This window comes from Peribacillus psychrosaccharolyticus ATCC 23296, assembly GCF_000305495.1.
GTDB lineage: Bacteria > Bacillota > Bacilli > Bacillales > DSM-1321 > Peribacillus > Peribacillus psychrosaccharolyticus.
Map to the genome: position 1 here is coordinate 1 of NZ_AJTN02000186.1, position 12,861 is coordinate 12,861.

12 protein-coding genes and 1 pseudogene are annotated in these 12,861 nt (G+C 40.2%); 3 read left to right on the forward strand and 10 right to left on the reverse strand.

Annotated features, from left to right (window positions below; all coding sequences use genetic code 11):
• Positions 1–223: pseudogene (locus tag WYK_RS24920) on the forward strand (DUF3899 domain-containing protein); the annotation flags it as partial.
• A gap of 109 nt (positions 224–332) precedes the next feature.
• On the forward strand, positions 333–1,328 hold the full coding sequence (trpS, locus tag WYK_RS10460; RefSeq protein WP_152526455.1) for a tryptophan--tRNA ligase: 996 nt from the start codon (positions 333–335) through the stop codon (positions 1,326–1,328).
• 54 nt (positions 1,329–1,382) lie between these two features.
• On the opposite strand, the gene WYK_RS10465 is transcribed toward trpS, so the two are convergent.
• The 7 genes from WYK_RS10465 to WYK_RS10495 form a co-directional block, all read right to left on the reverse strand.
• On the reverse strand, positions 1,383–2,135 hold the full coding sequence (locus tag WYK_RS10465; protein ID WP_040374446.1) for a YjbA family protein: 753 nt from the start codon (positions 2,133–2,135) through the stop codon (positions 1,383–1,385).
• 101 nt (positions 2,136–2,236) lie between these two features.
• A complete protein-coding gene (locus WYK_RS10470; RefSeq protein ID WP_040374447.1) occupies positions 2,237–3,004 on the reverse strand; it encodes a DUF2268 domain-containing putative Zn-dependent protease in 768 nt (255 codons plus the stop codon).
• A 176-nt stretch (positions 3,005–3,180) separates the two neighbouring features.
• Entirely contained in the window at positions 3,181–4,422 is a 1,242-nt protein-coding gene (gene fabF, locus WYK_RS10475; RefSeq protein ID WP_040374448.1) for a beta-ketoacyl-ACP synthase II, read from the reverse strand.
• 55 nt (positions 4,423–4,477) lie between these two features.
• On the reverse strand, positions 4,478–5,416 hold the full coding sequence (locus WYK_RS10480) for a beta-ketoacyl-ACP synthase III (RefSeq protein ID WP_040374449.1): 939 nt from the start codon (positions 5,414–5,416) through the stop codon (positions 4,478–4,480).
• A gap of 476 nt (positions 5,417–5,892) precedes the next feature.
• Positions 5,893–6,075, reverse strand: coding sequence for a ComZ family protein (locus WYK_RS10485; protein ID WP_040374450.1), 183 nt, complete (start codon positions 6,073–6,075; stop codon positions 5,893–5,895).
• Between the two features lie 86 nt (positions 6,076–6,161).
• Complete coding sequence (locus WYK_RS10490; RefSeq protein ID WP_040374451.1) at positions 6,162–6,956, reverse strand: hypothetical protein; 795 nt, start codon at positions 6,954–6,956, stop codon at positions 6,162–6,164.
• 92 nt (positions 6,957–7,048) lie between these two features.
• Positions 7,049–7,771, reverse strand: a complete 723-nt coding sequence (locus tag WYK_RS10495; RefSeq protein WP_040374452.1) for a hypothetical protein — start codon at positions 7,769–7,771, stop codon at positions 7,049–7,051.
• 221 nt (positions 7,772–7,992) lie between these two features.
• Between WYK_RS10495 and WYK_RS10500 the strand changes: the two genes are divergently transcribed.
• Positions 7,993–8,181 carry a YjzD family protein gene (locus WYK_RS10500; RefSeq protein WP_040374453.1) on the forward strand — a complete coding sequence of 63 codons (189 nt, stop codon included), beginning with the start codon at positions 7,993–7,995 and terminating at the stop codon, positions 8,179–8,181.
• Positions 8,182–8,604: 423 nt separating this feature from the next.
• On the opposite strand, the gene clpB is transcribed toward WYK_RS10500, so the two are convergent.
• The 3 genes from clpB to argF all read right to left on the reverse strand — a co-directional run.
• Positions 8,605–11,199 (reverse strand): ATP-dependent chaperone ClpB, encoded by a 2,595-nt coding sequence (gene clpB / locus WYK_RS10505; protein WP_040374454.1) that lies wholly within the window; start codon positions 11,197–11,199, stop codon positions 8,605–8,607.
• A 168-nt stretch (positions 11,200–11,367) separates the two neighbouring features.
• Positions 11,368–11,547 carry a YjzC family protein gene (locus tag WYK_RS10510; RefSeq protein ID WP_040374455.1) on the reverse strand — a complete coding sequence of 60 codons (180 nt, stop codon included), beginning with the start codon at positions 11,545–11,547 and terminating at the stop codon, positions 11,368–11,370.
• Positions 11,548–12,193: 646 nt separating this feature from the next.
• Positions 12,194–12,861, reverse strand: a 668-nt coding sequence (gene argF / locus WYK_RS10515) for an ornithine carbamoyltransferase (protein ID WP_040374456.1), incomplete at its 5' end; no start/stop codon positions are given.

Consider the following 12,861-nt stretch of genomic DNA (forward strand, 5'->3'; position numbering starts at 1 on the left):
CATTCTTCTATTCACACTTTTAACATTTGTCATCCAAAACGGACTCTTTGATGGGATTTTCTACAGTTTCCGCAAATATTTTGAATCACAGAAGCCTAGCGGTGAACAAGAAGAAATATCCCGTTTGTCTGATTTACTTTCTATTAATTTAGGTGTTTTCTTTCTGATTGGGTTTTCCCTTCTGTTCGTCGTACTTGCAGGACTATTCATATACTACTTATAGAAAAGCAATTAAATGTCTATAATTTTACTAATGAATTCTAAAACAGTGGATTCATCCAGCATTTATCTCTACAATAAGAGAGATATGGTTTTATATTTAAGGAGTGACTATAGTGAAAAGAATATTCTCAGGCATACAGCCTACCGGTTCCGTAACGTTAGGAAACTATATTGGGGCTCTCAAACAATTTGTTGAGCTGCAGCATGAATACGACTGCTACTTCTGTATAGTTGATCAGCACGCTATTACGGTTCCACAGAACCCGCTTGAATTAAGAAAAAGTATCCGTAATCTTGCGGCACTTTATTTGGCAATTGGATTAGATCCAGAAAAAAACACCATTTTCATTCAATCTGAAGTCCCTGCTCACGCACAAGCTGGTTGGATGCTGCAATGTATCTCTACGATTGGTGAACTTGAGCGAATGACTCAATTCAAAGATAAAGCAACCGGCAAAGATAGTGTCCATGCCGGACTTCTCACCTACCCGCCATTAATGGCTGGTGATATTCTGCTTTATAATTCTGACCTAGTTCCAGTAGGAGACGATCAAAAGCAGCACATTGAGCTGACTCGTGATTTAGCTGAGCGCTTTAATAAAAAATACAATGATATCTTCACAATCCCTGAAATCAGCCTTCCAAAAGTTGGAGCACGGATTATGTCGTTGCAAGAACCAACTAGAAAAATGAGCAAATCAGATTCAAATAAAAAAGCGACCATTACTCTTCTTGATGATCCAAAACAAATTGAGAAAAAAATCAAGAGTGCGATCACCGATTCTGAAGGTATTGTCAAATATGATAAAGAAAACAAACCTGGTGTCAGTAATTTGCTCTCTATTTACTCGATTTTCAGTAAAAAGAGCATTCAAGACATTGAAAAGTTATATGAAGGAAAAGGTTATGGAGATTTCAAGTCAGATTTAGCTGATGTCATTTTAAGTGAAATCAAACCTATTCAAGACCGCTATCATGAGCTGCTTGAATCAACTGAACTTGATGAAATTCTTGACCGTGGTGCAGAAAAAGCAAACCTAGAAGCGAACAAAATGATTAAGAAGATGAGTAACGCTATGGGCCTTGGCCGTAAAAGAAAGAAATAAGCGAAAATGAGAAAGCCCGCCTGGGAATAAGGCGGGCTTTTCTCTTTCATTTTTTTACAGCATGGATGGACTGTCCCCAACTTCTAATTCCCAAAGCTTTTCAAAAAACGGCTGACCTTTAACAAGATGTTCGCAAAGCTGTAGGTGCTTATCAGTCCAGCCATACTGGATGGCATTATAGAGTTCCACCCAAGCCTGATCAAACTCCATCGCTTGTATTTCAGCATATTTTTCTGGTGCCCATTCCGTATACCAGTATCTCATTTCGGCTGTATGCTTTTCCGTTGATAAATGATCCATAGCCATAAACAGCAACTGTTTTAATTGTCGTTCTTTTCTCGTTAGCCCATTCATGAACAATGGGTCTGGCGATAAAATATGATATTCTCTTTCCGTTACGCTATCTTCAAAGGTATATTCCAAATCGGGATGGTTGTCGATCATATCGAACACAATTTGTTCCTGCCTTGGGATTAACCGGCTTTTACGGATTGGGATATGATATCCAATCGTGTCGACCGCTAATATTCCTTTACCATCTGTAATGATAAAACAATAATCCAGTTGAATTCGTTCATGATTTTTTCTTGCAAATGCTTTTTGGAAAACATCATTTAATAACGCCTTTGGCAGTTCCATTAAGTCGTTCTCTATGTAGTTGAAAAGCAATGGGGAGATTTTTAAAAGCGGAACCTGATCAAGCAGTTCAATTCCATCATCTTTTCTCCACTCGTGAAAGTGACAAATATTATAGCCGTTCTCCTCACCCTCAAACCAATTTACCCAAACATCATGAAGATATAGCATATTTTTACCCCTCACTAACGTAATCTGTATGTCCATCAGTATAGGCAGATTTTTGAAATATTATTCCTGAAATGAGCAACCTGATAAAATTCATCGAGAGATTAAACGATTCCCTCGATGAACTTTTTTGATTCAATTGAAAAGGAATGCTTGATTTCGAAAGGCTCTGCTTTTCGAACGAGATAATACCCTATACTGTAACCAAGCATTTTAGGATAAGGTGCTCTTCCCACTAAAAGCTTGTCATGTAAACGAGTGTCCCGCTTAATCGATGTATTCTCTTTTATATAGCTGTTCCATAGCTTCTCAAGTTCACTATCTTTATAAAGAGAAGTCCATTGTGCGAGTCCCTTTTTGCCTAAATAATGCTTAACCGTATGTTCTGCAAGCCCCTCCATCACCATTGAATCAAGCAGGGTGTACTCCCATTCATTTTTCGGGTATTTTTTTAACCGGCAGACATGGTGGTACTCATGAATAATCAAGGCTTTAAGCTCTATCTCGCTGATCTCAGGTGTGATAAACAAAAATAACTTATCAGCGAAAGCCAAACCTGACTTACTTTCAAGAGCACGTGAAAGAAACCCTGATGATCGCAGCGGAAAAATATACACAGGGATATCTGGTCCGTTCCATCCTTTTTGCAGCTTGATTAAAATGCTCTTAGCTCGTATCCAAACCTTCTCCTCAGTCATCTTGTCTACCAGAGGGTCGAGCCTCATGGCTTTGGTGAACATGCCGTGATTCTGCAAAAAACGGTAAATTTCTTCTGGTTCCTCATTTGAAAATAAATGTTTTAAACGGTCACAGATCGCGATCGGATTCATACGATCTTCCCTTAACCACATATCAGTCTCTATAATACCCAATCTAAGATGCACCCCCATTTGCTCTATGTCACATATAATATGTTAGATACTAAATGTTGCCCCTTCTCTACTTTTTGACTTTATGTAAATTACTGCTGCTTATTCATACTTTTTTAGCAGGGGGTGCGAATACTAGTAACAAAAAAACCCTCCTGAACATTCAGGAGGGGACTAGATTAAGCTTGAAATTTTTTAAAGACAATCGTTGCATTATGACCACCAAAGCCAAGAGAATTACTCATTACCGCATTTACTTCTGCTTGTCTCGAACCTTCAGTAACATAATCAAGATCACAATCTGGATCTGGATTAACAAGATTAATTGTCGGTGGAATCACGCTATCACGAATGGCTTGGATGGAGAAAATGGCTTCGACTCCTCCAGCAGCCCCTAATAAATGTCCCGTCATTGATTTAGTCGAGCTGATAGCCAATTTGTAGGCATGCTCGCCAAATACTTCTTTAACTGCCATCGTTTCATATTGATCGTTATACGGTGTGCTTGTACCATGAGCATTAATGTATTGAATGTCCTCAGGCACCATACCTGCATCGTTAAGTGCTTGCTTCATAGCACGGGCCCCGCCTTCGCCTCCAGGTGCTGGGGCAGTTATATGATAGGCATCCCCAGTTGATCCATATCCAATGATTTCAGCATATATTTTTGCACCGCGTTTTTGAGCATATTCAAGTTCTTCCAGAACAATGACTCCTGCTCCTTCGCCAATAACGAATCCATCACGATCTTTATCAAATGGACGGCTGGCTGAGTTTTGGTCTGGATTAGTTGAAAGCGCCGTATTGGCACAGAATCCAGCTACAGCCATTTTGGTAATAGGGGCTTCAGCACCACCAGTTACCATTGCGTCCGCGTCTCCGCGCTGTATGGCTTTAAACGCATCACCAATTGAATTGGTTCCCGTTGCACATGCGGTTACCGTACAAGAGTTAATTCCTTTAGCACCTAACATAATTGAAACCTGACCAGCTGCCATATCTGGAATCATCATTGGTACAAAGAATGGACTAACTCGCTTATAGCCACGCTTTAAAAAGATTTCATGTTGAGTTTCCAGCGTCTCAAGTCCACCGATCCCTGAACCAATCCACACTCCGATACGCTCAGCATTTTCATCAGTAATCTCTAGATCAGCATCTTTAACAGCCATTGCTGCCGCTGCAATCGCATAATGTGTAAAACGGTCCATCTTCCGTGCTTCTTTACGGTCTGTATATTGTTCAATATTAAAGTCTTTTACTTCAGCAGCAACCTTTGCCGGAAATTCTTCGGCATTTAATCTTGTTAATGGTCCAATGCCTGATTTACCGGCAACTATATTATCCCACGTTGTTTCTGCGTCATTTCCAAGCGGGGTTACTGCCCCGAGTCCTGTGACTACTACCCTGCGTTTATTCATTCATTTTCGCCCCTTTACTAGTAACGTTATCTATACATCCCATTGTGTGTTTCCTTTATCTTCCCCAGCGGAGAGCAATGGCGCCCCATGTTAATCCTCCGCCAAAGCCTACTAATACAAGTACGTCATCATCCTTGATCTTACCTGTTTCATATGCATCCACCATAGCGATTGGAATAGATGCTGATGAGGTATTTCCATATTTATGAACTGTTTTTGCCATTTTTTCAACGGGGAGCTTCAGACGTTCTCTCGAAGCTTCCATAATGCGGATATTTGCCTGATGAGGAACTAGAAAATCAATATCGTCCAAGGTCAGGCCTGCTTTTTCTATCACATTTAATGAAGATTCGCCCATCTGACGAACCGCAAATTTAAACACCTCACGGCCATTCATCACGATATGGTCTTCTTCATTTTGATACAAATGCGGTGCACCTGTACCATCAGCACCTAATTCAAACGAAAGAATTCCGCGTCCTTCAGATACAGGACCAATGACTGCCGCACCAGCACCATCTCCAAAAAGAACTGCTGTATTACGGTCATTCCAGTTTGTTACACTAGAGAGCTTTTCAACACCGACAATTAGAACATGACGATACGTTCCTGTCATAACGAACTGTGACGCAGTAATCATTGCATACATAAATCCTGCACACGCCGCACTCACATCCATTGCTGCTGCCTTTTTTGCACCAAGCTTTTCCTGGAGCATACATGCGACAGTAGGAAATGGCTGATCAGGTGTAACTGTTGCCACTAAAATTAAATCAATATCTTCAGCGTTCACTTCTGCATCCTTTAATGCCGCTTTTGCTGCTTCATAAGCCATATCTGACGAATGACAATCATCGGAAGCAATTCGGCGTTCTTCTATTCCAGTCATGGTACGGATCCATTCATCAGAAGTATCCATCATTTTTTCCAAATCAAAATTAGTTAAAACCTTTTCTGGCAAATAGCGGCCCATTCCAAGTATCCCAGCATTCATAGTACCAGCCCCTTATTTATAAATAAAATATTATCATCAATTAATATTACCTGGTACTAATTTTATACAAAACCAGACCATGTTGCAAGAACTTGTTTAGAAGCGGTATTCTTTTTCAGCTTAACCGGACATGAGCCTGCGCCTTTCCAAAAAGGCAGACATATAGTAGTAACAAAACGTTTGATAAGGAGAGAATCGCTATGGAAAACGAAGAAACACAGAAACCATCGGTTCGAAAAGACCCCTTCTCTCGGATGATGTTCTCTCCAAGAGAAGCACAACAACAGGAAATTATTGAACCTCCCGTTCCTGAATCAACAATAGATTATATGCAGTTAATGGAGAGCGTTGACACATTAATGACTGTTTACGATGATTTGAAGCCATCGTTGAAAAAACTAAGTCCGGTTCTTATCACCTTATTAACAAAATTTAGCGGCGAAAAAAATAGGCAGCCCTTTAAGACTGCCTATCCCTTATTTCGTTGCATCTTTTATTCCCAGTTCATATGCTTCTTGCATAATTTTTTTAAATAAATCCATAAACGGCTCAGCTAAATCCATTGTGAAATCAATACCTGAAGCGTCTAATTTTGCTTTTGCCTCTGGGAAGTACTTCATTGCAATCCCCATAAATTCTAATGTTTTATCTTCTGACATTTTATCCATCCTCCTTCCACGCTATCCTTTTTCATTTACCCATTTTTAATTCTACACTACCTGCAAAAAAATTTCTTCTATCTCTGTTACTCACTTATACTCAAACGTTTCATTTTTTCAAAATGTTCGATTTGTAAAGCGATCCCTTGTTTTGGTGTAACAGAGTTAATCACTTTATGATAAAAAGCTTTTTCATTATATACCCTATTCTCTACCGATGTAAGCGTTTTGATAAGCTCAGGTTTGTTTAGCTCTTCCGCACAAGCTGCCCATTGATTTTCACTCACACTTTCTAGAATAATCGTTTGATGCTCTTGTTTTTGAATCTCAGGAAGAGCAGTAAGAACATCATCGATGAAGATTGCATCTAGGCGATAGTCATTCTTGCAGGTTCGTAAAAGTTCGTTCGTATCAACATCACTAATTGCTGCTGCAAAAGCCATCGTTTCAGGCTGCCATGGCCCATAAACCGTCGGCAGGAAAATGATTTTTTCTGATTTAAACCTTTTCCATTCTATAAAGGTTTGTTCACTCTCTTGTACCATTGGACATAATACCATGACAATCGGAGCCTTATCCTCTCCCCAAAGCTGAAGAACGTTCCTAAGCTCTTCAGGAGATATTCGGCAATTATCACGATTAATCTGAATATCATACCAATCAATAAAGACTGTAGTCTGCTCTGAAACCTTTACTTCCTTAAGTTGGTCTAAGGTTAAAAATGAATAATTAGCATTACGCCCGATATACAAGTCCATCTCATTGTTTTCTATATCCGTAGAATCATCTATACCGATGACTGTTTTTCCTTTTTCGAGCAGCTCATTTGTCAGGTGAAAGCCGATAAATTGATGAACACCGATCACAATTGTTTGTTCCATTTTTCCGCCTCCATACATGTATTGTTCTTGCTGTATCGTATGCAGGTAGATTGAAGAATAGTTCAGAAGAAATAAGTATGTAAAAAAGGCTCTTATAAAGAACCTTCATAGAGTTTAAAAAATCTTTGAATTTGAGAAGCAATTTTGTATCTTTTTTCTGGAAGGAGATACGTAATATCCACTTCTTTCCCTTCTCGATTCTGAAGTTCACGATACAATTTATGAAGTTTTTCATCCGTTCTCTCTAACACTTGGATAATTTTAAGCGGTACGTTTGATAATTGGGGAATATTATCCTTACTGCTGATCAAGGCTTCATATTCTTTTGGAGTCATTTCATTTGCTTCCGCTGCTTCATGGAGCCATTTTTTATAGAAAAAAACATTTTCCTTTTCCTTGTCCATTTTTTGTTTAAGAAACAAAGTAGGATTGATAAACACTGCCGAACGGATGTGATCGCCCATTTTTTCCATTAAACTTAGTGCAGTAAGCGCACCAGAACCTTCAGCCAAAATATGAACATTCTGATTAAGAATCTCGCTTTTCATCATCATATGATAAAGTTTTGCTGCAAGATCAGCGGATTTCGCACTCCCCCAATTTGCCCCATATAAGTTCGACGAAAATAAGACATACCCCGCACTCTTTAAATGGTCTAGTATTTGCTTTCGACCAGGATGCTGGAGCCAATAACTAGTGTTATCTTCTACAAAATGAGTTCGGTCTCCAATTATGAGGACCCCAAAACCACTCGGCTGAACGGGATAATAGACGATATTCCATTGTCCATCGAATTGAAATGTTCGCTGTTCCATGATTACATGCTCCTTTAAGAAGTCTTACTTACTATATACTCTATGCCTCGTGTATTATTTTGATAGGGGTTATGCCTATCGTATCACGCCCAAATAGTAATAGAAAAAGAAAAATGGACAACCAGCTCTATTTTTACATAATAATATATAAATAACCCGTTTTAACTGCATATTAATTATGGTATGATAAAGATGATTGCAGTGGAATGGGGTGAACATTAATGAAATTTATTATGACATTTTTCTGGACATTCATTTTAGCACATATGCTTACATATGTTGTTTCATCCATGATCGGAGCTGCTTATGACTTCACAACTGGTACAATCCTAGGAATTGCAGCGCCAATTCTTATTATGATTATTCCAGCTATCATGCCTGAAGGTCCCTCAAAAGAAGCTCATCATTGATTGATTTGAAGTCCACATTTAGTCCCGAGGCACACAATTGTGATGCCTCTTTTTTTATGCGAAAAATTAGGATGAATGACGCTTAAACTCGACTTAAATCATTCCAATCCAAGCTCACATTTTTATTAACCCCATCCTGCCCCCAATAGGCTTTTGCACACAAATATACCTCGAGTGCACAGGATCTCCCTTTTTTTGCACATAAATAAGCTCCATTTGCACACTTTTCCCTCCATTTTGCACAATGCAGCTTAAAGCAGCGTTAAAAATACCCCTGCAGCACAGGTTCAAGAACCGTTTGCTTTATAAATAAGTGTATCTGGCGTTTATGATGACACATTTTCAACAACCCCGCTTAATTGTCTTAGAAAACCAAAGAGGTAGACTGCAATATGCATAGTCTACCTCTTCAGGGTTCGTGCTTTAGTTTATACTTAGTACTAATTCGTGATTTTTGTAGTCAATTAATACTTCATGCTGTCCTTCTAATGTTCCCGCAATAATTTCACGGGCGAGTTTTGTTTCTACTTGTTTTTGAATAAACCGTTTCAGTGGACGGGCTCCATATACAGCGTCATATCCCTGTTCGGCGATGAATTCCTTCGCCGCATCGGATATATCCAGGTCAATTTGCTGATCTTGCAGGCGAAGTTTTAGCTGTACAATCATCTGAGCTACAATTTGGACGATTTCATTTTTAGACAAAGGCTTAAATAAGATTATGTCATCGATCCGGTTGAGTAACTCTGGACGGAAATGCCCTCTTAATTCAGAAAACACTTGGTCCTTTATACTTTCTTCAATACCTTCTTCAGGATTTGCAGCTTGCAGAAGGTATTGGGAACCAATATTTGATGTCATAATAATAACTGTGTTTTTACAGTCAATGGTACGGCCCTGTGAGTCGGTAATGCGGCCGTCGTCCAGCATTTGCAGGAGGATATTAAATACTTCTGGGTGTGCCTTTTCAATTTCATCCAGCAAGATGACTGAGTAAGGCTTACGGCGGATGGCTTCTGTAAGCTGACCGCCCTCTTCAAACCCCACATATCCAGGGGGAGCTCCAATCAATCGGGAAACGGAGTGCTTTTCCATGTATTCGGACATGTCTATGCGAATCATATGCTCCTCACTGTCAAAAAGTGTTTCCGCCAACGCTTTCACTAGTTCCGTTTTCCCAACACCTGTTGGCCCAAGAAAAATAAAGGAACCTATTGGACGGTTTGGATCTTTAATCCCTGCTCTAGCTCGTAACACAGCATCTGAAACCAGTTCAACCGCTTCTTCTTGTCCAATAACCCTTTCATGCAAGATGTTCGCTAGCTTCAATAGTTTTTGACGTTCACCTTCAACCAGTTTAACGACTGGTATTCCTGTCCAGCGGGCCACAATGGAGGCAATCTCCTCTTCTGTTACCTCTTCACGCAGCAAACGAGAATCCTTTTTCCCACTTTCAAGTTGTACTTCCAAAGCTGCTAGTTCTTTTTCTTTTTGTGGAATTTTCCCATGCCGCAATTCGGCTGCTTTATTCAAATCGTATTCATCTTCTGCTTTTTCCAGTTCCCGGCGCAGCTTTTCAAGCTCCTCCCGATGGTCTTGAACATCTTGCAGAGAGGATTTTTCCATCTGCCAACGTGCTTTCATACTATTTGCCTGGTCACGCTGATCAGCTAATTCCTTTTGCAGCACAGATAGACGCTCTTTACTTTGTGGATCGTCTTCAAGATTTAAAGCAGCTTCTTCAATTTCGAGCTGCATCACTTTTCGGGTAATTTCGTCAAGCTCGGTTGGCATCGAATCAATTTCTGTACGAATCATTGCACAGGCTTCATCTACTAAATCAATCGCTTTATCAGGTAAGTAACGATCCGTAATATAACGATTGGATAAGGACGCTGCTGCTACTAAAGCACGGTCGTGTATTCTCACTCCATGATGGACTTCGTATCGTTCTTTCAAACCGCGTAGAATTGAAATGGTATCTTCCACATCTGGTTCACTAACAAGCACCTGTTGGAATCTTCGTTCAAGTGCAGGATCTTTTTCGATGTATTTACGATATTCATCAAGTGTTGTTGCTCCAATACAATGGAGTTCCCCTCTAGCAAGCATAGGCTTCAGCATATTCCCGGCATCCATTGCCCCATCCGTGCGGCCTGCCCCAACAATTGTGTGAAGCTCGTCAATAAACAAGAGAATTTTCCCATCACTTTTTTTCACTTCATTTAATACGGCCTTTAACCGTTCCTCAAATTCGCCGCGGAATTTTGCTCCTGCAACAAGCGAGCTCATATCAAGGGAAAACACGGTTTTATCTTTCAGGCCCTCTGGGACATCTTTACGAACAATCCGTTGTGCAAGGCCTTCCACAATCGCCGTTTTTCCGACGCCTGGCTCTCCTATCAAAACTGGATTATTTTTCGTCTTCCGGGATAGAATCCGTATCACATTACGAATTTCTGAATCTCTGCCGATAACGGGATCTACTTTTCCGTTGCGGACTTCAGCCACTAGATCCCGGCCATATTTTTTTAAGACTTCATAGGTATTTTCTGGATTTTGGCTTGTCACCCGTTGATTCCCCCTAATTTGTTTAATGATGGCGAGCATCGATTGATACGTAATATCGAAAGGAGCAAACAGCTTCTTAATGCCTTGCTTATTCTCTTTCACAATGGCAAGCAAAATATGTTCGACTGACAAATATTCATCGTCAAATTCGTGCATCTGTTTTTCCGCTGTATCTAAAATGGTTTGCAAGGAACTAGACATATACAACCCGCTGTTTGTACCGGAAACCTGGGGCAGCTTAGATAGTTCAGTTTGCAGTTCTTCAGTAAATCGTTTAACTGGACGACCACTTTCAGATAACACCCTTGCCAACATGCTATCGTCTTGAGAAATTAAAGCCGATAGCAAATGGAATTCATTCAACTCAGGATTTTTTTGTTTCAAGGCTATTTCTTGGGCGCTTACAAAGGCGTCCTGTAATTTGTCTGTCATTTTCTTCATATCCAACTTTGGTTCCTCCTCGATGAAAAAGTTTGACCTTTTTTGACCTTTACTTAATTATACTATTTTCCAAAGAGATGTAAAGCAAAAACCCAACCTTTAAATCGCGCTTTTTTATTGCGCTATGTAAGAAAAAAACCCTTCCTCACTGCATATGCAGGAGGAAAGGATTTTTTATGGTTTGCGTTGATACATCCAAACACGATTCTGATTCGTCGTATCAGGAAAATGATCCCCAGCGTTTAGCTTGACCTTCTGAGGGTTGAGAACAGTGCTTCCCGTTTCGCCAATTTCAACATATACCCCATTATTAGGTGCTTTTTGACCTGCTTTAAATTGATGATTTTGTCCCACAGGAACCCTCCTTTAACCGGCTGCATTCTTATTGTTTCCGAGTGTTCCTGATTTCATGAATATTAGTATGTAAAAAAAGTGCCTGCAGGTGTCTGCAGGCACTCAGTTTGTATACAAAAGAGGTAAATGGTTCATTCCGTACCTCTTTTGGCATTTTTTTCACATTTCATGGAATTTCCCCTGCTTATCAAGGCAACTAAGTCTCTAATTAGACTGTTTTCCATCTTTAAATTGTATCTGCTTTCAGGATCACTTGTGTTCTACTTAATAATCTTTGATTCTTCCTGTTCGAACGGATTTGTCGGAAAGAGTTTTCTTCGTAATTCCCCCGATTTGAATGGATCTCCTCCTAAATCTGCTCTTGGGTAGCACGTGTTTCCATTTGAGCGTCGGACTAAAATCCAAATTAAATGTAGAAAGACCGTTGATTGGAGTGTTGGCGTGAAGACTCCTGCGGGAACAGCGGGACAGGTGAGACCCTGCAGGAGCGTAAGCGACGAGGAGGCTGCCCCGCGGAAAGCGAAACGCCTGGAACGGAAATCCCAGCCGCATTTTAAAAACTAAAAAAGAAGACTGTAGACAAACTCGATTTCCACCCGAGTTTGTCTACAGTCTGAGTGCCTGCAGGTGTCTGCAGGCACTTTTTTCATGAAAGTAAATCAACGAGCACAGCTTTTTGAGCATGAAGTCGATTACCGGCTTGATGGAAGACGACTGAATTGGGGCCATCGATAATTTCTCCAGTGACTTCTTCACCACGGTGTGCTGGCAAACAATGCATAAACAAATAATTAGGCTTCGCATGCTTAATAAGTTCTGCATTGATTTGATAGGGTTTAAATACCTCAAGTCTCGTAATATTTTCCTGTTCATATCCCATTGATGTCCAAACATCAGCATATACGATATCCGCGTCCTTAATGGCATCGATTGGTGATTGTGTCACAAGAACCTTACTGCCTTGGATCTCAGCTGCTTCTTCGGCAAACTTCACAATATCCGCATCCGGTTCATAGCCCTTCGGTGACGCGATAGCAATATCAATACCTGTTTTAGCACATGCAAGCATGAGTGAGTGGACAACGTTATTCCCATCACCTATATAAGCTAGTTTTAATCCTTTAAGTGAACCCTTAATTTCTTTAATCGTAAGTAAATCTGCTAGCGCTTGACAAGGGTGATAGGTGTCCGTTAACCCATTAATAACAGGGATGGTTGCTGCGTTTGCCAACTCTTCGATTTTGTCATGACCAAACGTTCTGATCATAATGCCATCGATATATTCGGAAAGGACTTTCGCTGTATCAGAAATTG